This is a genomic window from Rhizobium sp. AAP43 (assembly GCF_001296045.1).
Lineage (GTDB): Bacteria > Pseudomonadota > Alphaproteobacteria > Rhizobiales > Rhizobiaceae > Allorhizobium.
Map to the genome: position 1 here is coordinate 24,682 of NZ_LJHS01000049.1, position 24,445 is coordinate 49,126.

Consider the following 24,445-nt stretch of genomic DNA (forward strand, 5'->3'; position numbering starts at 1 on the left):
AGCTTCAATGACATGCTGCGAGACCCGGTGCTGTGCATCGGGTCTCTTCATTCGTGACATGGCCAACCGATAGCGGCTTTGGCATAGTCAATGGTGCCGCAGACTGGGTCTTGCGGGTCCGCGCGTTGAAGATGCGTGTTTTCACGCGCCGCCAGAATTCCAGCACGCCGCTCGAGGCATGTTGCCGATAAAATTCGTCTTCGCTCATCCTCTGGTTCCGGGGGAAAGCCTGTTGCAGCGAGATGATGGCGATAATCGCGTAGCTGTCTTGCATGACGGATCTCCTGTGTGATGCCGTCGTCTGATCTATCCTTCATTTTTGTATGGAGAAACGACCAGGAATGCGATACGTCTTTCATTTATGAAAGATGTATCCTGGGATGCCTATCAGCTCTTCCTTGCCGTCGCGCGCCAAGGCGGCCTGACGGCAGCAGCGGAAATCACAGGTCTGAGCCCCGCGACGCTCGGCCGCCGCATGGTCGAGCTCGAACAGGATCTCGGACGCGAGCTCTTCCTACGCAGCCAGACGGGTTATCGCTTGACGGGAGATGGTGCCCGCCTGCTGGACTATCTGGCGGAACTGGAAGCGGGCAGCCGCAAGGTTGATGAGTGGCGACGCGGCGCGTCCGGGCAGTCGCTGGTTCGCATCAGCCTTGGCACCTGGATTGCCTGGCTCGTCTGCCAAGACATCCAGGCGCTCCGCACCGAGCGCGACGATTTCCGCATCGATTTGCATGTGGCTGAGCAGCGAGCGCGGCTATCCCACCGCGAAAGCGATATCGCCATGCGTGCCTTCGAGCCGGAGGAGGCGAACCTGGCGGCGCTGCCAGCGGGCGAAGTTGCCTATGCCGCCTACCGGGCCCGCAACCGCGACTGGACCGGTCGCGACCCGTGGCTCGCCGTTGATCCTGAAGACGCAGTCTCGGCCTATCTGCGCTGGCCGCATGACAATGTCGCTGATCGCATCGTGACGACGGTCAACAGGCCCCGGTCCCTCCGGGATCTTGTTCAGGCAGGGGCGGGGACTGCGGTGCTTCCTTGTTTCGTCGGCGATCTCGATCCAACCCTTGAGCGGGTGGGCGACGAAATTGCGCCGCTGCGGCATCGCCAGTGGATCGTCATGAACAATGACGATCGGCACCGGAAGGACATACGCACCGTGGTTGACCGGCTCGCGAAACTGCTGAAATCCCGTCGGGATATCCTTGCCGGAAAGCGCCCGAGCACGAGTGGCTAAAGCACGTCTCCCGAAAGGGTGGTGCCGGTTCAGGGGCAAGGATATGATCAAATTCAAAGAGCCGAAGCGCGACAAGCGAAACGGAAAGAGTGCGGCGCGCTCGACGTCACTAACGAAAAACCCGCACAACAACCAACTCCTCCCCCGAGGCGGCCATTGTGCGGGAACCGGTCCGGAGGTCGGGGCCGGGCGGTTGCCTTTTCGTGCCTCACGCGGCCTGGTGGTTGCCCTGGGTCACGATGACGGGGATCAGGAGGTCACCCCAGTTGCCGTCACCACCATGATGGCGGGCGGAGCGCACGAGTTCGACCGAGACGCCGGCATCGACGGCCTTCATGATCGAATGGTTGAGGCGGTGCAGATCGTTGGCCAGCATGCGGATCATCGCCTGCTGATCGGTGCTCATCGCTGAGGATTGCTCTTCTGCGCGTTCCTTGACTCGGGTCTGGGGTGTCATGGCATTTCTCCTCTTGGTGTCAGGGGTTTTTGAAGTCGCTATGCTTGGTCTAAGGCCCCTCCCAACCCTCCCCGCAAGGGGGCGTGCTTAACCCGTGGCATCGGTCTTGCCTACATCTGGCGCCAAGTCAGCTTGGGGCAGATCGATCACCGCGGTCTCCGGCCCATCCCCCTTGTGGGGAGGGGTTGGGGAGGGGCGTTTTCTTCACTCCGCGGCCGGGCGGAACTGTTCGGTTTCGGTCGATTCCTTCATCGCCGTCGTCGAGGACTGGCCGGCAGTGATGGCAAGCGAGACGGCGTCGAAGTAGCCCGTGCCGACTTCGCGCTGATGCTTAGTCGCCGTGTAACCGTTGACCTCGGCTGCGAATTCCGCCTCCTGCAGCTCCGAATAGGCTGCCATCTGGCGATCCTTGTAGCCGCGGGCCAGTTCGAACATGCCGTAGTTCAGCTGGTGGAAGCCGGCGAGCGTGATGAACTGGAACTTGTAGCCCATGGCACCCAGTTCCCGCTGGAACTTGGCAATCGTCGCGTCGTCTAGATGCTTCTTCCAGTTGAAGGAAGGCGAGCAGTTATAGGCGAGCTTCTTGCCCGGATGGACCTTGTGCACGGCTTCGGCAAACTTGCGCGCCTGTTCGAGATCCGGCTTGCCGGTCTCCATCCAGATCATGTCACAATGCGGGGCATAGGCGATGGCGCGGGCGATGCAGGGCTCGATGCCGTTCTTGATCTGGTAGAAGCCTTCCGCGGTGCGGCCGGCATCATAGTCAACGAAGGGCTGGTCACGCTCGTCGATGTCGGATGTGAGCAGCTTTGCAGCTTCTGCATCGGTACGAGCAATGATCAGCGTCGGCACACCCATGATATCGGCGGCCAAACGCGCGGCCGTCAGGTTGCGGATGTGGGCCGCCGTCGGGATCAGAACCTTGCCGCCCAGATGGCCGCACTTCTTTTCAGAAGCCAGCTGGTCTTCGAAGTGAACGCCCGCAGCACCTGCCTCGATGAAGGACTTCATGATCTCGAAGGCGTTCAGCGGTCCACCGAAACCGGCTTCCGCATCGGCAACGATCGGTGCGAACCAGGTGTCGACGGAAAGGCCCTTGCCTTCCTGCGTCTCGATCTGGTCGGCCCGCTGCAGCGTGCGGTTGATGCGCTTGGCCAGTTCCGGTGCGGCATTCGCCGGATAAAGCGACTGGTCCGGATACATGGATGAGGCGGTGTTAGCGTCGGCCGCAACCTGCCAGCCGGAGAGATAGATGGCCTTCAGACCCGCGCGGACCATCTGCATGGCCTGGTTGCCGGAGAGCGCGCCGAGTGCGTTGACGAAATCTTCCTCGTTGATCAGCTGCCACAGCCGGTTCGCACCCATTTCGGCCAGCGTGTGCCGGATCTGCACCGAGCCGCGCAGGCGCTGGACGTCCGCTGCCGTATAGGGGCGCTCGATGCCGTCGAAGCGGCCCTTTGGTGCGTTCGGAACGAGGTTGTCAAAATCAGTCATATCTACTCTCCCTGTCTCAGTCAGTGCCCGATGAAAACCTCTGTGCTCACCGGCTTTGATGTGACGAGATTTACATCGCACTGCAAAATTCACCAGAAAATTCGGTAAATCAGGGAGATGAAAGAGGTTATGCTGTCTTGTCTTTGACAGTCGAGCACTGTAAATTTGTAAAGACTGTAAATTCTTTCGGATCGGACAGACGATCCGATCTTGTAAGGATCTGTAAAATGGCGGAGCGCAAGATCTTTGCCGGCCCCCGGGTCCGGCGCATTCGCAACGGTCTTGGCCTCACCCAGACGGCCATGGCCGAGGCGCTGGACATCTCGCCCTCCTATCTCAATCTGATCGAGCGCAATCAGCGCCCGCTGACGGTCCAGCTCCTCCTCAAGCTTGCCTCCGTCTACAAGGTCGATCTTGACGAGTTGCAAGGTGAGGCAGGTGGCTCAACGAGCCAATTGCGCGAGGTCTTCGCCGATCCGCTTCTGTCCGGTGAACTGCCGGGCGATCAGGAACTGATCGAGGTGGCGGAAGCCGCCCCCAATGCCGCAAGCGGTATCGTCAAGCTCTACCGCGCCTATCGCGAGCAGGCGGCGCGCCTTTCCGATCTCGCCGATCTGCTCGCCCGCGAGGGCCATGAGACGTCGCTATCGGGCGCGCGGCTACCGATTGATGAAGTCCGGGAGGCCTTCGAGCGCAGGCCGAACTATTTCGCCCGGCTGGATGAGGCGGCAGAGACCTTTCACGCCGGACTGGGACTTGCTGCCGGCGACGATCTCGCCGTTGCGTTGAAAACCTGGCTGCGCACGACCCACGGCATCGTCGTGCGAGCGCTGCCGGTCCAGACCATGCCGTCGCTTCGCCGCCGCTACGATCGCCATTCCATGCGCCTCTTCCTGTCGGAGCGCCTCTCGCCCTTCGACCAGCTGCGCGAGATCGCCATGGAAGTGGCCCTTCTGGCGCTTGGCGAGGATCTTCAGGCGGAACTGGAGGCCCTCGGTTTCTCCTCCGGCGAGGCGCGCCGTATCGGGCGTTTCGAGCTTGCTCGTTACGCCGCGCACGCCTTGATGATGCCCTATGGTGCGTTTCTCGCTGCTGCGACCCGGGCGCGTTATGATGTCGATGTGCTGCGCGCCCGCTTCAATGTCTCCTTCGAGCAGGCAGCCAACAGGCTCACCATGCTGCAGCGTCCGGGTGCTTTGGGCGTGCCCTTCTTCATGATGGAGATCGATAATGCCGGAAACCGCTTCCGACGGGCGGGAGCGCAGGGGTTCCCACAGGCGAAGTTCGGTGGCGGCTGTCCCAAGCTCAATGTCCATGCCGCCTTTGCCCAGCCTGGCCAGGTTCTGGTCGAGTTGGTCGAAATGCCAGATGGCACAGGATTCCTCACCCTGTCACGCACGCTCGAGGGCCCGCAGGCCAGTTTCGGCGAGCGCATCCGGCGCACGGCCATCCTGATCGGCTGTGATGCCGCTGCTCGTGACGACGTAGCCTATGCCGCCGCCTTGCCCGACCGTAGCGTTCCGCCCGTCGCCATCGGTCCTGCCTGTCGCCTCTGCGAGCGCTCTGGCTGCCTCGCCCGCGCCGAGCCACCGCTCACCCGACCACTCGGCCTCGACGAGATGGTCACTGGGCTCTCGGCTTTCGATTTTCAGTGAGGAAGAAGCTCCTAATAAAGCCTTTGCGACTGCGAAGAATTTCGCTTGTCGCCCGTCCAATTCCTTTCTAGTCTCTTAAAAAACAAAGGGAATGGCTCCGGGGGCTCTCCGCTCTCTGGCTGGAACAGGAGAAAAAATGAAGGCTCAATTCATCCGCACAGCGTCCGTGGCGCTGGCCACGATCTTCATCGCATCGGCCGTCCAGGCGCAGGAACGCGTCGTCCATGTCTACAATTGGTCCGACTATATCGATGAGACCGTGCTGGCTGACTTTACCAAGGAAACCGGCATCAAGGTCGTCTATGACGTCTTCGATTCCAACGAGCTGCTGGAGACCAAGCTCTTGGCCGGTGGTTCGGGTTATGATGTCGTCGTGCCGACAGCTCCCTTCCTCGCCCGCCAGATTCAGGCCGGCGTCTTCCAGAAGCTCGACAAGTCAAAGCTGACCAACATGGCCAATCTCTGGCCGATGGTTTCGGAACGCCTGGCGAAATACGATCCCGGCAACGAATATGCCATCAACTACATGTGGGGCACGACCGGCATTGGTTATAATGTCGCCAAGGTCAAGGAAGCGCTCGGCGCCGATGTCGCCGTCGATAGCTGGGATGCGATCTTCAAGCCGGAGAATGCTGAAAAGTTGAAAGGCTGCGGCATCAACATCCTCGATGCCTCGGACGAAACCTTCGCGATCGCCATGAATTACGTTGGCAAGGATCCGGACAGCAAGGAAACGGCGGACCTCGAAGCCGGCGGCGAAGTCTACTCGAAGATCCGCCCCTTCGTCCGCACATTCAATTCCTCGGCTTATATCGATGACCTCGCCAATGGTGATGTCTGCGTGACCATAGGCTGGTCCGGCGATATTCTCCAGGCCAAGGCGCGTGCGGAAGAAGCCAAGAACGGTGTCGAGATCCAATACGTGATCCCCAAGGAAGGCACCTACATGTGGTTCGACAACCTGGCGATCCCGGCAGATGCCAAGAATGTCGCGGAAGCGCATGAATTCATCAACTACCTGATGCGCCCGGATGTGATCGCCAAGGCATCCAACTATGTACAGTATGCCAATGGCAACCTTGCCTCGCAGAAGCTCCTCGACGCTGCAGTGCGTGACAATCCGGGCGTCTATCCGCCGGAGGATGTCATGTCCAAGCTCTTCACCATCTCGCCTTATGGCCCGCGCGAACAGCGCGTCTTGAACCGGGTCTGGACAACCATCAAGACCGGTAGCTAACGGTCGACACACACGCCGGGCGCCTCAAGCGTCCGGCGTTTTTCTTCATGCTTGGGGTAAGTCAGAGAACGGCTGGATCTGCGAATGGCGAAGACACTGGGGCCTGTTAAACGCAAATTTTCACCTTGGACCGATGCGGAGGCGGCGCCTTTCATCCGCTTCGAGAACGTGACCAAGCGTTTCGGCGATTTCATCGCGGTCGACAATCTGACGCTGGATATCTATGAGCGCGAATTCTTCTCGCTGCTCGGGCCATCCGGCTGCGGCAAGACCACGCTGATGCGCATGCTGGCCGGCTTCGAGGAGCCGACCTCAGGACGCATCCTTCTGCAGGGGCAGGACCTTTCCGGCGTGCCGCCCTACAAGCGCCCGACCAATATGATGTTCCAGTCCTATGCGCTCTTCCCGCATATGACGGTTGAGAAGAACATCGCCTTTGGTCTTGAGCAGGACAATTTGCCCAAGGGCGACATCGAAGCCCGTGTTCAGGAAATGCTCAAGCTGGTGAAGCTGGAACAGTTCGCCAAGCGCAAACCCAACCAGTTGTCCGGCGGCCAGCGCCAGCGCGTGGCGCTTGCCCGCTCGCTCGCAAAACGCCCCAAGGTCCTCTTGCTCGATGAGCCGCTTGGCGCACTTGACCGCAAGCTGCGCGAGGAAACCCAGTTCGAGCTGATGGACATCCAGACCAAGCTTGGCCTGACCTTCCTCATCGTCACGCATGACCAGGAAGAGGCAATGACCGTGTCCGACCGCATCGCGGTCATGGACAAGGGCATTCTGGTTCAGGTGGCAACGCCAGCCGAAATCTACGAGGCGCCGAACTCGCGCTACGTTGCGGATTTCATCGGCGACATCAATATTCTCGAGGCGAAGGTCGAGGGCAAGCAAGCCCATGGCACCACCGAACTGGTCCATATCGACAGCGACGGTGTAAAGATCCATGTCGATCAGGCTTGTGAAGCGGTGAAGGGTGACAGCGTCGCCTTCGCCATCCGGCCGGAAAAGGTACGGATTGCCACAACCCCGCCAGCGACCGATACCGCGACAATCAACATGCTGCATGGCGAGGTCTGGGACATCGGCTATCTCGGCGACTTCTCGGTCTTCATCGTCCGTCTTGATGACGGCCGCATGTTCCGGGCCGCCCAGGCCAATGTATCGCGTCTCGTCGACAGGCCGATCACCTTTGGTGACATGGTCTGGCTGTCCTGGCCGGCGGATGCCGGTCTGGTCCTGACCCGCTGAGGAGGAACGCATGGCCGAACCTGTCGCAGCGACGCAATCCGGCCCGGCACGCTGGCTGGTGGTCCTCATCCCCTACATGTGGATGGCGCTTTTCTTTGTGGTGCCCTTCCTGATTATTCTGAAGATCTCGCTGTCAGACACGGCGATCGCGATGCCGCCCTACACCCCGGTCTTCGAAGGGTTCGGGGCGATCGGCGATTTCCTGTCGCAGCTGGATTTTGAGAACTACCTCTTTCTCACCGACGACCCGCTTTACGTAAACGCCTATCTGTCCTCGCTGCGCATCGCCTCCATTTCAACGCTGCTGTTGCTTCTGATCGGCTATCCCATGGCGCTTGCCATGGCGCGGGCCTCCGTCTCGGTGCGGCCCACACTGGTCATGCTGGTCATCCTGCCCTTCTGGACCTCCTTCCTGATCCGCGTCTATGCCTGGATCGGCATCCTGAAGCCTGAAGGTTTGCTCACCGTGCTCCTGCACTCGCTCGGCCTCATGGATGAGGGAAACCAGGTGCAGATCTACCGCACCGAAATCGCCGTCTTCATCGGTATCGTCTATTCCTATCTGCCCTTCATGGTCCTTCCTCTCTATTCTGCTCTCGAAAAGATGGACGGAACGCTGCTTGAAGCGGCAAGCGATCTCGGTTGCCCGCCCTGGAAGGCGTTCTGGAAAATCACCTTCCCGCTCTCGCTGCCCGGGGTCATTGCCGGCTCGATGATCTGCTTCATTCCGATCACCGGCGAATTTGTCATTCCCGATCTGCTCGGCGGTTCGAACACGCTGATGATCGGCAAGACCTTGTGGACGGAGTTCTTCGGCAATCGTGACTGGCCGCTCGCCTCAGCCGTCGCCGTCTTGCTTCTGCTGATCCTGGTCGTGCCCATCGCGATCTTCCAGAACCAGCAGCAGAAAGTGTGAGGAGGCGATCATGAGACCCGGTAAATTCGACGGTACTATCCTCACCCTGGGCTTTGCCTTCCTCTACATCCCGATCCTGATCCTCGTCGTTTACTCGTTCAACGAATCGAAGCTGGTCACGGTTTGGGGCGGCTTTTCGCTCAAATGGTACGGCGAGATGTGGCGCAACGAAGGGCTGATGAGCGCGGCCTGGGTGACGCTGCAGGTCGGGCTGTTGAGCGCCAGCCTTGGCACCATTCTCGGCACGCTGGCCGCACTCACCCTGGTGCGCTATCGACGCTTCCCCGGCCGCCTGCTGTTTTCCGGCATGGTCTATGCGCCGCTGGTCATGCCGGAAGTCATCACCGGCCTGTCGCTTCTGTTGCTTTTCGTCGCCGTCGGCATTGACCGCGGCCTGATGACGGTCGTGATCGCTCATACGACCTTCACCATGTGTTATGTGGCGATCGTCGTGCAGTCGCGTCTCCTGACCTTCGACACGAGCCTGGAGGAGGCCGCCCATGACCTCGGCTGCCCGCCGCTGAAGACGTTCTTCAAGATCACCCTGCCGCTCATCCTGCCTGCGGTTATCTCCGGCTGGATGCTCGCTTTCACGCTGTCGCTCGACGATCTGGTCATTGCGAGCTTTGCCACCGGCCCAGGTGCGACGACCCTGCCGATCAAGATCTATTCGCAGGTGCGCCTTGGCGTGACGCCGGAGATCAATGCAGTCTGCACCATCCTCATCGGCATCGTCACGATCGGTGTGATTATCGCCTCGATCGGCACCAAGCAGCGGGAATTGCAGCGCCAGCGTGACGAGCATGTGGCTGCCCGCGGCACGCTCGCCTGAACGCGTCTATGCTGGACGCGTGGGTCAGCCTCGCGGCGGCATCAGCATATAGGTGAGAAACCAGGCCGGAAGGATGATGATTGCCCCCATCAGCATACGGGGAGCGGCCCAGGCAAAGGTGGCAACCAGACCGTCATGCAGGTCTTGCGCGGTCAGTCCGGCTCCCTCAAGCACGGTGCGCGGTGTTATGCCGAAAAAACCGACGAACATGCCGGCCAGGAGCGACGCCAGCGCCATCTTCAACACTGCTGCAATGAACGTCTGCATTCCCCCTCCAGACGCGCCGATTCGCTGTCATATTAGCGTGTTATGGCGCGCCCGACATCCTCGAAAACAGAGCGATCTTCACGGCCCGGCAGTAGGCTTCGGCGCCTGGATCGGGGATATCACAGGGGTCTGGATGGTTCCGCCGAGGAAGAAGCGCAAGGGTGCAGTCAGCGCCTCTGATGGGCTGGCGACGGCGGTGAGTTCACCCGTCAACGCCAGTGCCAGCGGTCCGAGCGGAACGATGCCGGAAAGCTGTAGGCTCTCATCCTGTCCGGACAATTGCGCCTCATCCAATTCCGCCACACCATTGGCAATTCGTGCGGTTAAATCGAGCCGGTCGAAATCGAGCCCGCCATCGCCGGCCGTATCAAGTTGGAAATAGGCGCGATCGGTAGCCAGTCTGCGTAGGCCGTCGGCATCGAAATGGCGCAGCGTGCCGTCGGTCGCGGACATCCGAAGCTTGCCGGAAATCGCGTCAGGTTTGCGGCGCCAGTCGCCGGGCGGCAGGGTGAGATGCAGGTCTATGGAACCGGTGCCGGTCGGGTAGGGGCCGGTGAGGCCCAACCCCTCAAACAGCTCGCCGAACCGCGCATCGTCGATCATCAGCACCAGATTGCCACCCGCATCCTCCGCACCGGGTCGGGCATTGATCCGCGCACTCAGCGTCCCGCCGAACAGCCGCGCATCGCCGATAACCAGAGCGATCTCGTCCTCGCGCCCGATCAGGCTCGCCCCGACATCGGCGAGGGTGAAGGGTGCAAAGGTCGCTCGCGCGGCGGAAATCCGGATGTCGAGATCAAGCCAGCGCAGGATGCTCGGCAGCCGCACGACGACAGCATCCCCGATCGGCACCGCGAGTGCTTCCAGCAAGTCGTCCAGTTCAAGGTCGTCGATTGCCAGCGTGCCGCTCAGTCGCGAGCGACCATTGGCAACCGGCTGCATGGCAATGAGTCCTGTACCCTCGCTGTCATTGACGCGAAAACCCAGTGTCTCGAAGCGCCATTCTCCGGCATCCTCCTGAATGGTCGCCGTCAGACTGAAGCGGTTCCAGCCTTCCGTTCCGGCAAGCCGCATGCCGAGAACACGGGCAAGCGCAGAAACATCGCTGACGTCGATCTGCACCGAATTCTGCCCTGAGAGGCCGCCGGACAGGCTCATCGCGCCGTCGAGTTTCAGAGAGGCGGCTGCAAGGCTTGCCTGGAGCCGTACCGGGGCTTCGTCGCCCTTGATCAGCAGCAGGGGAGCAGGGCTGTCAAAGTCGAGGTTCAGGTCCTGCCCCCGCAGTGTCATTGATGCCGTCCCGGAAAGGGGCGTTGCAAGCCTTGGCCATTCGAGCGTGGCATTGACCGCACTGAGCACGGTTTCAGTTCCGTCGCGCAAGTCGACGATCGTCACCTCGCCATCGGTGACATCGACGGTGCCAACCCTGGCATCGTTGGAAGCGGGAAGTGCCTGCCCCCCATCGGCGGACGGCTTGACGGCGCGAACCGCTTCGCTCAGCAGACCTTCGTTCGTCCAGTCGAGCCGCCCCTCGGCATTGCGTTCGATGCGGATACGGGGACGCTGAAAGCGGAATTCGGTAAAGTCTGGCTGGCCGCTCAACGCCGAGAAGAAGCTGAAGCTTGCCTCGAGTGCATCGATCTCACCAAGCACCTGCCGGTCGGAGCCAGTGCCACGGCTCACCGTGACGCCAACCAGCGTCACTTGCGGTTCGGGCCAGAAGCTGACCTCGGAGATCGAAGAGATGAAGACATCATGACCCGTCCAGCGCGAGATCGAAGATGCAAGCGCGCTGCGCACGACGGTGCTGGAGATCATGTAAGGGGCTGCAACGCGCAAGGCGATGAAGCTGACAAGGCCGATCGTGGCAAGCACAAGCACGAGGCGCAGCAATCTGCGTCCCCGCAGTCTTGTGCGGGCGTTCCGCGCTCTGCCCTTTCGGCGTCTTGCTACCATGCATGGTCCCCTTGCAGGAGATAAGGCCTGGGTCTGGCCCCGGGCGCGGTGTCTCGCCGCAACTCGATCCGCCACTACACGAAATGTCCGGATGGGGCAAACGTCGCCCTTGCGCCGAGGAAGCGGATCGCATTCTATCGCAGTGCGGTATTGCCATATCACGGGTGGATGGAGGAGATGCACATGACCGGACAGACCCCGCTCTGGACCCCGACGGATGCCTTCAAGGCAGCTCAGCCGCTTACGCACTTCATGCAATGGTGCGTAGCGGAACGCGGAGCACCTTCAGCGGACTACGAGGCTTTTCATCACTGGTCTGTTGATGCGCGCGAGGCCTTCTGGTCCGCCATCTGGGATTATTGCGGTGTCGTTGGCGAAAAAGGCAGCCGGTTGCTCGAAGACCATGGCACCATGCTCGAGGCCCGCTTCTTTCCGGAAGCCCGTCTGAACTTCGCCGAAAACCTGCTTGCCCATGCAGGCGAAGGTGACGCGTTGATCTTTCGCGGCGAGAACAAGGTCTCAGACCGGTGGTCCTGGCAGCGCTTGAGCGCCATGGTCTCGCGGCTGCAGCAGGCCATGCAGGCCATGGGCATCGGTCGCGGCGACCGTATCGCAGCGATGATGCCCAATATGCCCGAGACCATTGCCCTCATGCTGGCCGCGACCTCGCTCGGCGCCATCTGGTCGTCCTGCTCCCCGGATTTCGGCGACAAGGGTGTGCTTGATCGCTTCGGCCAGATCGAACCCAGTCTGTTCATCACCTGTGACGGCTACTGGTACAACGGCAAGCGTCAGGGCGTGGCCGACAAGGTGGTGACGGTTTCGGAAGAACTCGGGGTCCCCGTCCTCGTCATTCCCTATGCGGGCGATACAAACGCACTGCTGTCGCGACTGGCAAATGGCCGAAGCCTCGACCAGTTCGTTTCCGACTACTCGGTCAAGGACATCGTCTACGAGCGGCTGCCCTTCTCCCACCCGATCTACATCCTGTTTTCCTCGGGCACGACCGGAATTCCGAAGTGCATCGTGCATTCGGCCGGCGGCACACTCCTGCAGCACCTGAAGGAGCAGCGGCTGCATTGTGGCCTGACTGCCGGCGAACGGCTGTTCTACTTCACCACTTGCGGCTGGATGATGTGGAACTGGCTCGTTTCCGGCCTTGCCTGCGGCGCCACGCTCTGCCTCTATGATGGCTCGCCCTTCTATCCGGATGGCAATGTCCTCTTTGACTTTGCCCGCGATGAGGGCTTTGCGATTTTCGGCACCTCGGCGAAATACATCGACGCCGTGCGCAAGGGCGGCTTTGTACCGAAGGCGAGCCATGACCTCACCAAGCTCAGGCTGATGACCTCGACCGGATCGCCCCTGTCTCCCGAAGGTTTCACTTTCGTCTACGAGGGTATCAAGGACGATATCCAACTTGCCTCGATTTCCGGCGGAACGGACATCGTCTCCTGCTTTGTGCTCGGCAATCCGCTCAAGCCCGTCTGGCCGGGAGAGATTCAGGGGCCTGGGCTCGGGCTTGCTGTCGATGTCTGGGACGATGACGGAAAACCCGTCCGAGGCGAAAAAGGCGAACTGGTCTGCACCCAGGCCTTCCCGTCAATGCCGGTCATGTTTTGGAATGATCCCGATGGCGCTAAATATCGCGCTGCCTATTTCGAACGCTTCGACGATGTCTGGTGCCATGGTGACTTTGCCGAATGGACGGAGCATGGGGGCCTTGTCATCCATGGTCGGTCGGACGCTACCCTCAATCCGGGCGGCGTGCGCATCGGCACTGCAGAAATCTACAATCAGGTCGAGCAGCTCGACGAGGTGGTGGAATCGATCTGCATCGGCCAGGATTTCGACGACGATGTCCGGGTCATCCTTTTCGTCCGGCTCGCTGAGGGCGTGACGCTCGACGCTAACCTTGAGGCTAAGATCAAGACGAAGATCCGCACCGGCGCCTCGCCGCGACATGTACCGGCGAAGATCATCCAGGTGGCCGATATTCCTCGGACGAAATCCGGCAAGATCGTCGAACTTGCCGTGCGCGAGGTTGTCCATGGTCGTCCCGTGAAAAACAAGGAAGCTCTCGCCAATCCCGAGGCGCTGGACCTCTATGCGGATCTGGACGCTTTGCGCCGCTGACGCGATCGTGTGTCGGAGTTGATCGGTTTGAGCGCCAATACCTCAAATCTGGGGTGATATGGATCACATTCCGGTAAGCTTCTGTTAATAAACCTACGGCATCTTGGGCGCAACTACAGGGTGCCGGAGTGTCAGGACGGTGTCGCAGAACGCCAAACGCTCTCCGGGTCCACTTCTTGGTTCGACAGCATGAAATTACGGGGCGGCGAAAGCCGCCCTTTTTTTGTTCTTTTGACCGCCGGTTAGCCCTGTTCGTCGAGCGATCTCGACACAAGGATAACCGGAATGAGTCCGGCGAAGATAATGATGATCGCCGCGACAGACGCACTCTGCGGCATGCCGCGCGAGGCATCTTCATAGACAAGCGTCGCCAGGGTGTTGAAATTGAACGGCCGGAGCAGAATCGTTGCTGGCAACTCCTTCAACGCCTCGATGAAGACGAGAAGTCCAGCCGTCAGAACGGCAGGCTTCAGATTGGGCAACAGGATTTGCCGCAAGGTTTGCGGTCCCGTGCGTCCGAGCGTCCGCGCCGCCATGTCGAGATGCGGTGAGAGCTTCTGGAAGCCGGCATCGAGCGTGCCTTCCGCCATAGTCAGAAACCGCACGGAATAGGCATAAACGATGGCAAAGCCAGTGCCGGAGAGCAAGAGCCCGCTCGACATGCCAAGTGTCTGGCGCAGAAGGCCGTCGACAGCATTGTCGAGGCTCGCAAGCGGAATCAGCACGCCAATGCCGAGCACGGTGCCTGGAATGCCATATCCGAGCGAGGCGATCCGGCTGGCGGCTACGGCAATGCGCGATCGGTCGGTGCGCACCGCATAGGTCAGCACGAAACCGATGACCACGGTGATCACCGCGGCCGCACCCGCCACCAGCGTCGAATGCCATAAGGCGTCGAGAAGCCGCGGCTCAAGAAAATCGTCGAGCCTTCGCAGCGCAAAGCCACCGAGCACCAGGACCGGGATGAAGAAGCCGACGAGGATCGGGAAGATGCAAAAGGTCGCGGCAAATATCCCCTTGAGGCCGGTCAGCTTCAGCCGCACGGTATTGGCAACCATGGCCGTGGTCTTGTGGCTGGCAAACCGCTGTCGCTTGCGCGCATGGCGCTCGACCACCAACAGCAGAACGACGATGGCCAGCATGAAGCAGGCGATCTGGGCCGCACCGGCCAGACTGCCGCGATTGAGCCAGGTGTCGTAGATCGAGAAGGTCAGCGTCTGCACGCCGAGATATTCGACGGCCCCAATATCGTTCAGCGTCTCCATCATGACCAGCGTCAGGCCGATCATGATTGCCGGCCGCGCCATCGGCACCTGAATGCGGGCAAAGACCCGCAAGGGACCGGCCCCCAGTGTCCGCGCAACATCGGCTGCGGCGCGTCCTTGCATCAGGAACATCGAGCGACAGGCGAGATAGACGTAGGGATAGAGGACAGCCGACATTACCAGCACCGCGCCTGACAGCGAGCGGATGTCGAAGAAACTGTAGTCCCGCGCCGAGCGGAAGCCGAACAGTGCGCGATAAGCCGTCTGCAAAGGCCCGGTGAAATCGAAGAATTCACCGAAGGCATAGGCTGCCAGATAGGATGGAATGGCCAGCGGCAGAACGAGTGCGGGCGAGAGCAGCCGCCGCAGCGGAAAGTCGCAGGATGCGACCAGCCAGGCCGTGCCGATACCGAAGATGGCGGTGGCGATCCCGGTGAATACAAGCAGCCAGAGGGTTCTGAGGCCGGCTCTCGGGATGACGTTCAACAGCACATGCTGCCAGTTCTCTGGGTCGGCGGTCATGCCGATGACGAAGATCGCCGCGATTGGCATGAAGACGATGGCCGCGGCGACAAGCGCCAGACGCGTTGCATGCGCCGTCTTGCGGCGCGCCGGTTTGATCGCGGGCGCTACGCCCGAACGCATGTCTGTCAGCAAGCTTTCGGTCCTTGCGAAGGCTGGTTTGACCTTCCTCTAGCGGAAACCGAGGAGGATGCAAACCGCGCCGTCTGTCGCGGTTCATAAGAGGCGGATTGAGCCGACTGGCAGATTCCTGAAAACATGCTGGTGGTCTGCGCAAAATCTGCAAGCCGCAGGTGCAGGTTTCCCTCATGACCCAGCCACACACCCCATCTCCTGTCACCGCTCCCGCACTGCCGCACAGCCTCCTCAAGGACGGTTGGTGGATCACCGAGGAGATCCTGTCGCCAACAGACCGACCAGAATCGCAGCGCCCGCCGCTGCGTCTTGTCTCGTCGCTTCAGAAGGGAAGGATTGCACCATGCTGACGCATGCCCCAGCTTCGAAACATCTGTCATTTAAACGGCCGGCGTTGATCGCCCTTGTCTTTGCCGTTACCGCCTCGGATATCCTGCTTTTCGACCAGCAAGACGGGCTGAATGTCTTTCTCTGGTTCCTGACGGTTGGTCTTTGCCTTCTCCTGGCGGCCCGGCGCGGGCTGCGCAAGGAGACGGTGATCCTGGCACTCCTCGTGCTTGGGGCCATCGCGCCCCTCATCGAAACACCCTCCTGGCAGGCAATAAGCGTCGCCGCCGTCGGTCTGCTGCTCTTGTCTCTGTCGACATCAGACCTGCTGCCGAACGCCCCTTCGGCCATCCCGGCCGTTGCCGCAAGGGTCGTGCTCAAGGTGCCAGCGCGTTTCCTCCGAGGGATCGGTCGGGTGACGCTGCCGCGGCCGGACTCGGTCTACCGGAACGGGTTTGGCCGCGAACTGCGCCTCTGGATCATGCCCCTCATATTCACCCTGGTCTTTGTCCTGCTCTTTGCCAGCGCCAATCCGCTGATCGAGAAGGCCCTGGCCTCGATCAGTCTTGATGCTCTGCTGGCGCTGTTCGACACTGAGCGCATTCTGTTCTGGAGCATGATGGCAGGCCCGATCTGGATCCTGCTCCGGCCGCGCCTTGCGCGTTGCTGCCGGAAGAAGCAGAACGAAGCGGAGGGGCAGGCACAGTCGAAACTGTTCAATGAACCCTCCCTGCTGCGCGCTCTGATCCTGTTCAATCTCCTGTTCGCGGTGCAGACAGTCCTTGATGTCACCTATCTCTGGGGCGGGGCGGAACTGCCGGAAGGCATGAGCCATGCGGAATACGCCCATCGCGGATCTCATCCGCTGATCGTCACCGCCTTGCTAGCAGGCCTTTTCGTTCTCCTCGCCCTGCGCCAAGATGCAAGCGGGCCCCGTGCCGACCTCATTCGCCGGCTCGTCTATCTGTGGATCGCTCAGAACATCCTGCTCTGCCTGTCGGCCATTCTGCGCCTCGACCTTTATGTCGAAGCCTTTTCGCTGACCCGGATGCGGGTGGCGGCTGGCCTATGGATGCTGCTTGTGGCGGTCGGCCTTGGCCTGATCATCCTGAAGATCTTCCTGCGCAAGACCAATGCCTGGCTGCTCGCCACGAATGCCGCAAGCCTGCTCGTTCTGTTTTATGCCATCGCGATCACCGACATCCCGGCTTATATTGCCAGCTACAACCTCACCCATGCCCGCGAAGTGGATGGCAATGGCGAACCGCTCGACATTGACTATCTCACTTCACTGGGACCCACTGCCTTGCCCGCAATCGACGCCTATCTGGACACGCCAGGGGTGGAGTCTCGTGACCTCATCCTGTTCGCTCGTCTGAAGCAGCAGCGCAGCTACCTGCTCTCAAGGTTCGATCGCCGACCGCAGGATCTGCGCAACTGGACATGGCGAATGCACCGGTTGGAAAAATATCTCGCCGCCCGCGCCAGCGTCGAATAGAAGGCAATCATGGGATGAACGACAGGTTGCCCAGGGGGAGACACAGGCACGATGCAGCAGATACTCGTGGTCGATGACGAGCCGCATATCCGCGATGTCATCTGCTTTGCCATCGAGCGGGCAGGCATGCATCCGGTCGTCGCCCGCACCGGCGGCGAGGCCGTGATCGCCTTTCGGCGCGGCAAGATCGATCTCGCCGTTCTGGATATCGGCCTACCTGATATCGACGGGCTTGAGGTCTGCCGCGAGATCCGCAAGACCTCCTCCCTGCCGATCCTCTTCCTGTCCGCCCGTGACGAGGAAATCGACCGCATCCTCGGTCTCGAAATGGGTGGTGACGACTATGTCACCAAGCCATTCAGCCCGCGCGAACTGGTGGCCCGCATCCGCGCCATCCTGAAGCGCAGTGGCGCTGGCCCCCTCGCACCGGAGCGCAGCGCCGTCCTGACGGTTGGTTCGGTAACGCTGGACCGCGAAGGCCGGTCCGTCTCCATGGCGGGAACGCCGATTGCGCTGACTGCCATGGAGTTTGCCATACTGGAAGCGCTGATGGCCCGACCGACCATGGTCTTCACCCGCGAACACCTGATGCAGGCGGCTTATGGCGTCGGAATACATGTCGCTGACCGCACCATCGACAGCCATATCCGCAACATCAGGGCCAAGTTCGCCGAGGTCGCCCAGGTTCCTGTCGTCGCCACCGTCCATGGTGTGGGCTTTCGCTTCGAGGCGGTGAAGGGAGACGCCTGATGCCCCGCTTCGACATTCGCGCGAAATGGCGCCCACCTCTGGCGCTCGTCATCTATTCGGTCCTGATCACGGTCATGACAGTGCCTGTCCTGCTGCTCATCTGGTTCCGGCCAGCAACGCTGGATCTCAGGCCGGTGGCCCCGGCCGAGATCGGCGCTGTCGTATCGGTCGTGCTTTTGACCCTGGTTGTCGGCTTCGTGCTCGTCCGGGCCATCAAGGCGCCACTCGATGCGCTGGTCCGCCGCACGCAGGAGATCGCCTCGGATGGTCGTGATGCCATCATGCCGCTCGACAGCTACGGCACGCGGGAGGTCGCCGCGCTCGCTCAAAGCTTCTTTGATCTTGCCGGTGATCTGGTGGAGCGCACGGATTATGTCCGCACCTTCGCCGCCCATGTTTCGCATGAGCTGAAGTCTCCGCTGACCGCGATTGCCGGTGCCGCAGAACTGCTGCGCGAGGCCGAGACAGACGAGGCGCCAATGACGTCTGCCCAGCGGCGTCTCTTCCTCGACAACATCATGTCGGACGCCCGCCGGCTTGACCGGCTTCTGGTGCGCCTTCGAGACCTGGCGCATGCGGAAACGCCGATTGCGGCTGGATCGACAACACTGTCTCAGATCGTCGCCGTTCTCGAAGCCCGGTTTCCCGAACTCGTCGTCAGGTATGTTGGGGAAACGGACCAGTTCATTGCTCTTCCGCTGGAGGCTGCCACCATCGTCTTCGTCAATCTCGCCGAAAACGCGCTTCAGCACGGGGGAACGCAGCTGGATGTGACCGTGCTGGAGACGCCGGATCACCTCTCGATCGTGGTCACCGACAACGGTACGGGCATTCCACCCGAGTTCGAACAGGCGATCTTTCGGCCCTTTTTCACAACGAGAGCGGATGACGGTGGAACCGGCATGGGGCTCAGGATCGTCGAAGCGCTGCTCGCGGCCCATCGCTCGGATATCCGCCTGACGAAAGCTGGCACGCGCGGTGCCGCATTCGAGATCCGGATCCGCCGCGTCGCTTAAGCCGCCTCAACCCTGGCCATCTCTTCCGATGAGAAGCAGGCTCTGCCCGCCTTACCGGCGAAAAGCAGCGATGCTCTCACCAATCAGCCGAATGCCGAGCGCGCCGATCACAGCCCCGGCCAGCCGGTCCACCCACACCTTCCATTTGAGATAGGCCCGCTGCGAGCGATGGGCGGAGAAGGCGAGCGCCACGATCAGATACCAGCCGGCTTCCACGACGAAGACGAGTGGCGGTAGCGCGATGAGCACGGCGGTTGGCGGTGCTTGTGGCATGAGCGCTGCAAAGATGCTGGCATAGACCACCGCTGTCTTCGGGTTGCTGATCTGCGTTGCAAAAGCCACCAGCATGGCTCGGAGTGGCGAGAGCTGCTTGCCAGATCCTTCGTTTACCGCGTCAGTCGCCCCGTCGGTGGTCATTGCCAGCGGCTCGCTTGCACCGCGCCAGATGACGATGCCGAGATAGACCAGATAGAGTCCCCCAGCGCACTTCAGCGCGAGATAGAGCCAGTCGACCTGCTGGAGGAGTGCGACCAGCCCCGCCAGCGCCAGAACCGCGAAAAGCGCGCCGCCAAGTCCCATGCCGATGGCTGTCGCGATGCCATGCAGGCGGGAATGGGCCACGGAAATTCGGGAAACGAGAACAAAGCTCGGCCCCGGGCTCATGGCGCCGATACCGATGGCAAAAAGGATTGCGCCAAGAATTGCGAAGGATGTCATGAGCGTCTCCCGCGTGGATCAGGGCTACGGTCGGATGCTGACCGCAATCGAACTCTACCAGAAGTCGGTACAGCCTCGCAAGGTTCGCGCTGTCGATGCAGGCGGATATGTCAGTCCGCCAGCACCCGGGGTGAGGGGAAGGTGATTTCCACCAGCGTGCCCTCATTCGGCGTCGAAGAGATCGCAAACTGCGCCCGGTTCGCATCCACCATCGCCTTGGTCAGCGGCAGTCCGAGGCCGGTGCCATCACCCCGATTGCGCGGCGTGCCGGTCGAGACCTGGCGGAAGGGCTTCATCGCCTGTTCCAGCTCCCCGCGCGACATGCCGATGCCCGTGTCCCTGATCCGCAGCACCACGTTCCCATTCGGCTCATAGGCGGTGGATACGATGATCTGCCCGCCAGACGGGGTAAAACGGATGGCATTCGCCAGGATGTTGAGCACGATCTGCTTGATCGAGCGATCATCCGCCACCACGCTGGGCACGGCCTGCGACAGCGCGGTCCGGATGATCACGCGCTGGCTATTGGCCTGCGGCTGGACGATCGAGACGGCAGCCTGCACGGTCTCATTCAGCCCGACGGAGGAAAAATCGAGCTCCATCTCGCCCGCCTCGATCTTCGAGATGTCGAGAAGGTCGTTGACGATGTCGAGCACGTGCCGGCCGGATCGCACGATGTCATGCGCATATTCGCCGTAACGCGGATGCCCGACGGGACCGAAATGTTCATTGGCCATCATGTCGGCAAAGCCGATGATCGCATTCAGCGGCGTGCGAATTTCGTGGCTGACGCGTGCAAGGAAATCGGTCTTGTGCGCATTGGCCGTTTCCGCTGCGCGCTTGGCGTTGCGCAATTCGTCCTCGGTCCGCTTCCACTGGGTGATATCGCGGATCACGGCACAGTAGCCGTTCGACGAGTTCAGCGTGCCGATCGTCATGAAAAGCGGAAGGAAGCCGCCAGAGGCCTCGCGGCCGATCACTTCGCGGCCGTCATTCAGCACGCTTGCCACGCCATGGCCGGACAACCCGTTCAGATAGTCGAGGATCGACTTCTGGCTTTCATGGGCAAACAGCATCACAAAGGGTTTGCCTCGGGTTTCCATGTCATCGAAATTGAAAAGCGCACTGGCCGCCCGGTTCATCGAGCGGATGTCGCCGTCGGAATCGAGGATCACCACGCCGTCGGTCGCCGTTTCAAGAATGGCCCGTAGTTCTTCCACTTCCACCTTCAGCCGCGCGACTTCGCCCGGCTGCGCGGATGCCGGTATCGTTGCCTGTGCGGCAGGCTGTATCGGGGCGGCTGCGCGTGGCGTGTCCGGGTTTGCTGCCGACTGGGCAATCAGCGCCAGCATCAGGGCGCTTGCCTCATCGAAGCGCACGGACTGAAGGCGTGCGCTGACCGGCACGACGGTGCCATCGGCCCGGATCGCCGTCATGGCGCCAGCCCCGTCACCCGGCTCGTCGAGATCCTGCCGAGCGATCAGGGCATCGAGACCACCTGCGGCCTCAAGATCGGCCAGCGATGTGTAGCCCGTCAGCGAGAAGAATTCCGGATTGGCGTGGATCAGCCGGTCGCCAACATGCACCAGCAGAGGCACGGGCATCAGGTCAACGACATCGGCAGTCAGGCTGCGCTCGCGTCTTGCAGGCAGCAGGCCGACGTCGTGCTCCATCGGTGGCGCGTCAGCTGCCGTAGCGGCGTCTTCCGCAACGTCGGGGGCGTCGATAGACGTTGCCTCGGCCGACATGGCCTGGACCGTGTCGCGTGTGTCTTCGCCAACCTCAGTCTCTGTCTCTGCTTCAGCCTCGTTTGCGAGATCCGGTTCCGACACAGGCAGAGGCGAACGCTCGGTCACGGGCGCGATGCCGGCATCCTTGTGACCGCGCAGGGCAGGGGGCTCGGCCGGGCTCGGCGAGAGCGATTCCTCGACATGGGCACGAAGGCCGATCGGATCGAGCTTGCGGGCGATCTCACGGAAAGCCGCCTGTTCACCGGGTGAAAGCGCGTTTTTGCCCCGTCGGCGTTCTTCCAGCTTCACGACCTTGTCGAAAGTTGGCTCAGCCCGCGTTTCCATGATGCGCAGGACTGGCGGCTCGAAGCGCATGTCCTCGTCCGATGTTGAGCTGTCCTCTTCGTCCGCCGCAGTCGAGGTGTGATCCTCAGCCGTATCGAGATCGGCAACGCCGGACGAGCGATCCTCACCCGTCGGCTTCGCTGCGCTCAGCCCCTCATCGGCCTGCTCTTCGTCTTCATCGTCGTCTGCCTCGACACTCCAGAGCCGGTCCAGCGCCTCTGCAGCTTCCTCTTCTTCTTCGGCGCTCACCTCTTCCGGTGCATGGCGCTCATCCTTTGACAGGTCTGCCAGGAAGTCATCGAGCGCGGCTTCGTCGTCCGCAGCGTCGGACGCCGTCTGCACGAAGGTGAGACCAGTCGCCGTCGGGTCTTCCACGGCATCGGCCACACGCACAATCCCAAAGCCCCGGAAACCGTCGAAGTCGCGATTGCGGGTGTAGGTCGGCAGGGCGGCCAGATCGACCGGTACCATCAGGCTGGTGCCCTGCACCGGCCAGTAGATTGTTTTGCCCGACCAGGTGTCGCGCTTTTTCAGAAGTTCGCCGATCTTGCCATCGGGATCGAGGCTGAAAAGAGCAGCGAGATCGGAGAAGGCCACGCCATTGATGTCGGAGGCATGCGGGCCAACCGCCTGGGCAAATTCCGGGGATACGTCGCTGAAGCGCCCGCTTTCGTCGATCTTCCAGACGAAGCGAATGGCGCGCCGGTCGCGTTCGAAGACGAAGTCGTCCCCGACAACTCCAGCGGTATTGACGGAACGAGCCGTCGCAGCGACAGGGCGCTCCACCGGTGCGGCCTCTGCGATGGCGACAGGTGTCTCGGCCTCGGCATCCGGTTCCGCCATATCTGGCGTCTCGGCAGAAGCGCTTTGCGTGTCTGCGCCCTCGTCGTCTTCGGCAGCGCTTTCCTCGACAGTCCAGAACGCGCCGGCGTCAAGCTCTTCGGGCGACGGCAGGTCAAGGTCCGCCGTCTCGGTTGCCTGGGCAAACGCCTCTTCGTCGTCATCCTGCGGCTCGATTTCGTCAATCTCCTCGATCGCACCAAGGGCGTCCATGACACTGTCATCGGGCGGGGAGACTGGCTGTTGGTCCGACCCGGTAGCCAGCGAGGCGATCTCGTCGCCCGGCAGATCGTTGTTGGCCAACTCAGCAACCTCAAGAGGCGTTGTTGCCGGCGACAGGTTTGCACCAAGCGGGGTGGCCACCGGTGCGGTCGCCGCGCCGTCACCATGGGTGTCGACGGTGAAGAGCAGATGGATCGCCGGATCATCCGAGAGCTTGCCGATTGCCGCCGGCAGATGACCGCGGCCTGTCGGGATGGGGCGCTTGACCAGGCGCTGCTGGTCTGCGGCAACAAGGCCGATCAGCATGCGCATGGTCTCGTCGGTGATCTGCAGTGTGGCGAAATCGGGCGAGGCCGCGATGATGGCGCCGTCGCCGTCGATAACGGCCATATGGGTGTCGGGATCGTCGAAGCCGGCCATGAGCTCGCGCGCCCGGGTCGAGGCGGAGCCGAGCGGCCCGGCCGCCGGCAGGGCGAGAAGGATGAGCGGTTCGCCGCGAAGATCGACGCGCTCGACTGTCGCCTGCACCGGCACAGTGCGGAAGCCGGCATTGACGCGCAGCATCAGGCCGCGGCTGTCGCCGGTCTTCGACAGTGGTCTCGCTGCCGCCTCGATCTGGCGGAAGCTGAGGTCGCTGCGGTTCGGGCCTTCCTCGAGGAAGTCGTAAATCGAGCTCTGGCCGAAGAAGCGAGCGCCTGCGCCATTGCACCAGACCACGCGTGACAGCGAACTCGCAAACAGCACAAGCGCTTCGCCCCGCGCCAGGCGCGGGCGAATGAGGTCATGCACAGCCACATCGATGAATGGGTATTGAGCGGGCATTGCCAAACCTGTCGCTTCCGAGCAGTCGAACCAAATTAACAGATTTTTAATAGCTAGACAGGCCCCGGGGGTCCACAAAGCCCCTAGCCTTTCAATGGATAAGGTTAATTCGGCCGGGTTACCCACATCGAATTTTAGCTATTGTGCACCGCACAATCATATTGCAATGCACAATAAGCGGTGCTATATAAGGAGCATCACAGAAACAAAGGGTCCGAAACAGGGCCGTCAGCAATGAGGAAATGCGCCATGAACACCAAGGATGTATTCTCGTTCTCGAGCTTCGACCCGTCCAAGATGCAGGAAAGCTTCCGTGACTTCGCCGAAAAGGGCGCTGTCCAGTCGAAGGAAGCCTATGCCAAGATGAAGGCCGCGACCGAGGAAGCCACCAAGACCGTGGAAGCCACCGTCGAGACGGTTCAGGCCGGCACAGTTGAGCTTGGCCTGAAGGCCATCGACGCGCTGCGTACCAATGCCGACCTGTCGCTGTCGCACATGGAAGCCCTGCTCGGCGTCAAGTCTGTTGCCGAACTCGTCGAGCTGCAGACCGCCTTTATCCGCAAGCAGGCCGAAGTGACGATCGAACAGGCCAAGTCGATCCAGGAAACTGCCAAGAAGGTTGCCGAAACGGTCGTCAAGCCTGGCAAGGAAGCTGCCGAAAAGGCGATGTCCGCTTTCAAGGTCGCCTGAACGGCACGCCGTTGAAATCCTCCCAAGTCTGAAGGGTCGGGTCCTGTACCCGACCCTTTTCATGTCACGATGAGAAAAGGGCTTGAAAATTTCAGCCAGTGCTCGTATGTGACCCCAACGCGTCCGAGACGCGT

19 protein-coding genes are annotated in these 24,445 nt (G+C 61.4%); 11 read left to right on the forward strand and 8 right to left on the reverse strand.

The features are described from left to right. Window positions 1-4: 4 nt before the first annotated feature. On the reverse strand, window positions 5-274 hold the full coding sequence (locus IP76_RS20270; protein WP_054160062.1) for a hypothetical protein: 270 nt from the start codon (window positions 272-274) through the stop codon (window positions 5-7). A gap of 87 nt (window positions 275-361) precedes the next feature. Between IP76_RS20270 and IP76_RS20275 the strand changes: the two genes are divergently transcribed. Beyond that, window positions 362-1,237 (forward strand): LysR family transcriptional regulator, encoded by an 876-nt coding sequence (locus IP76_RS20275; protein ID WP_054160063.1) that lies wholly within the window; start codon window positions 362-364, stop codon window positions 1,235-1,237. Between the two features lie 208 nt (window positions 1,238-1,445). Here the strand turns inward: IP76_RS20275 and IP76_RS20280 are convergent, their stop codons facing one another. Next, window positions 1,446-1,694 carry a hypothetical protein gene (locus tag IP76_RS20280; RefSeq protein WP_054150807.1) on the reverse strand — a complete coding sequence of 83 codons (249 nt, stop codon included), beginning with the start codon at window positions 1,692-1,694 and terminating at the stop codon, window positions 1,446-1,448. A 204-nt stretch (window positions 1,695-1,898) separates the two neighbouring features. Beyond that, entirely contained in the window at window positions 1,899-3,188 is a 1,290-nt protein-coding gene (aceA, locus tag IP76_RS20285) for an isocitrate lyase (protein ID WP_054160064.1), read from the reverse strand. 227 nt (window positions 3,189-3,415) lie between these two features. Here aceA and IP76_RS20290 point away from each other — a divergent pair, with 227 nt between their 5' ends. The 5 genes from IP76_RS20290 to IP76_RS20310 all read left to right on the forward strand — a co-directional run bounded on the left by IP76_RS20290 (window position 3,416) and on the right by IP76_RS20310 (window position 9,073). Then, window positions 3,416-4,843, forward strand: a complete 1,428-nt coding sequence (locus tag IP76_RS20290) for a short-chain fatty acyl-CoA regulator family protein (RefSeq protein ID WP_054160065.1) — start codon at window positions 3,416-3,418, stop codon at window positions 4,841-4,843. A gap of 136 nt (window positions 4,844-4,979) precedes the next feature. Beyond that, window positions 4,980-6,080, forward strand: coding sequence for a polyamine ABC transporter substrate-binding protein (locus tag IP76_RS20295; protein WP_054160066.1), 1,101 nt, complete (start codon window positions 4,980-4,982; stop codon window positions 6,078-6,080). An 84-nt stretch (window positions 6,081-6,164) separates the two neighbouring features. Further along, window positions 6,165-7,325: an ABC transporter ATP-binding protein gene (locus tag IP76_RS20300; protein WP_054160067.1), complete on the forward strand. Its 1,161-nt coding sequence runs from the start codon at window positions 6,165-6,167 to the stop codon at window positions 7,323-7,325. Window positions 7,326-7,335: 10 nt separating this feature from the next. After that, window positions 7,336-8,241 carry an ABC transporter permease subunit gene (locus IP76_RS20305; protein ID WP_054160068.1) on the forward strand — a complete coding sequence of 302 codons (906 nt, stop codon included), beginning with the start codon at window positions 7,336-7,338 and terminating at the stop codon, window positions 8,239-8,241. Window positions 8,242-8,251: 10 nt separating this feature from the next. Then, the gene (locus IP76_RS20310) at window positions 8,252-9,073 is read left to right on the forward strand and encodes an ABC transporter permease (RefSeq protein ID WP_054160069.1); all 822 of its coding nucleotides are present in this window, start codon (window positions 8,252-8,254) and stop codon (window positions 9,071-9,073) included. Window positions 9,074-9,097: 24 nt separating this feature from the next. On the opposite strand, the gene IP76_RS20315 is transcribed toward IP76_RS20310, so the two are convergent. Together IP76_RS20315 and IP76_RS20320 are read right to left on the reverse strand one after the other, a co-directional pair. Next, window positions 9,098-9,340: a hypothetical protein gene (locus IP76_RS20315; RefSeq protein ID WP_054160070.1), complete on the reverse strand. Its 243-nt coding sequence runs from the start codon at window positions 9,338-9,340 to the stop codon at window positions 9,098-9,100. A gap of 78 nt (window positions 9,341-9,418) precedes the next feature. Next, entirely contained in the window at window positions 9,419-11,233 is a 1,815-nt protein-coding gene (locus IP76_RS20320) for an AsmA-like C-terminal region-containing protein (RefSeq protein WP_054160071.1), read from the reverse strand. Window positions 11,234-11,479: 246 nt separating this feature from the next. On the opposite strand from IP76_RS20320, the gene IP76_RS20325 reads away from it, so the two are divergent. Beyond that, window positions 11,480-13,432: an acetoacetate--CoA ligase gene (locus IP76_RS20325; protein WP_054160072.1), complete on the forward strand. Its 1,953-nt coding sequence runs from the start codon at window positions 11,480-11,482 to the stop codon at window positions 13,430-13,432. A gap of 242 nt (window positions 13,433-13,674) precedes the next feature. On the opposite strand, the gene IP76_RS20330 is transcribed toward IP76_RS20325, so the two are convergent. Continuing rightward, window positions 13,675-15,249 carry an iron ABC transporter permease gene (locus IP76_RS20330; RefSeq protein WP_245281523.1) on the reverse strand — a complete coding sequence of 525 codons (1,575 nt, stop codon included), beginning with the start codon at window positions 15,247-15,249 and terminating at the stop codon, window positions 13,675-13,677. A 448-nt stretch (window positions 15,250-15,697) separates the two neighbouring features. Here IP76_RS20330 and IP76_RS20335 point away from each other — a divergent pair, with 448 nt between their 5' ends. Genes IP76_RS20335 through IP76_RS20345 form a run of 3 tightly spaced genes read left to right on the forward strand, consistent with a single transcriptional unit; the run spans window position 15,698 to window position 18,945 of the window. Then, window positions 15,698-17,179: a DUF4173 domain-containing protein gene (locus IP76_RS20335; RefSeq protein WP_054160073.1), complete on the forward strand. Its 1,482-nt coding sequence runs from the start codon at window positions 15,698-15,700 to the stop codon at window positions 17,177-17,179. Window positions 17,180-17,230: 51 nt separating this feature from the next. Continuing rightward, window positions 17,231-17,929, forward strand: coding sequence for a response regulator transcription factor (locus tag IP76_RS20340; RefSeq protein WP_054160074.1), 699 nt, complete (start codon window positions 17,231-17,233; stop codon window positions 17,927-17,929). Beyond that, window positions 17,929-18,945 (forward strand): HAMP domain-containing sensor histidine kinase, encoded by a 1,017-nt coding sequence (locus tag IP76_RS20345; protein WP_054160075.1) that lies wholly within the window; start codon window positions 17,929-17,931, stop codon window positions 18,943-18,945. The genes IP76_RS20340 and IP76_RS20345 overlap by 1 nt, the downstream gene beginning before the upstream one ends. Window positions 18,946-18,996: 51 nt before the next feature. Here IP76_RS20345 and IP76_RS20350 read toward each other — a convergent pair whose 3' ends face one another. Both IP76_RS20350 and IP76_RS20355 read right to left on the reverse strand, forming a co-directional pair. Beyond that, the gene (locus tag IP76_RS20350) at window positions 18,997-19,662 is read right to left on the reverse strand and encodes a LysE family translocator (RefSeq protein ID WP_054160076.1); all 666 of its coding nucleotides are present in this window, start codon (window positions 19,660-19,662) and stop codon (window positions 18,997-18,999) included. A gap of 110 nt (window positions 19,663-19,772) precedes the next feature. Further along, window positions 19,773-23,621 carry an ATP-binding protein gene (locus IP76_RS20355; RefSeq protein ID WP_054160077.1) on the reverse strand — a complete coding sequence of 1,283 codons (3,849 nt, stop codon included), beginning with the start codon at window positions 23,619-23,621 and terminating at the stop codon, window positions 19,773-19,775. A 249-nt stretch (window positions 23,622-23,870) separates the two neighbouring features. On the opposite strand from IP76_RS20355, the gene IP76_RS20360 reads away from it, so the two are divergent. Beyond that, window positions 23,871-24,311 carry a phasin gene (locus tag IP76_RS20360; protein ID WP_054160078.1) on the forward strand — a complete coding sequence of 147 codons (441 nt, stop codon included), beginning with the start codon at window positions 23,871-23,873 and terminating at the stop codon, window positions 24,309-24,311. Window positions 24,312-24,445: the final 134 nt, after the last annotated feature.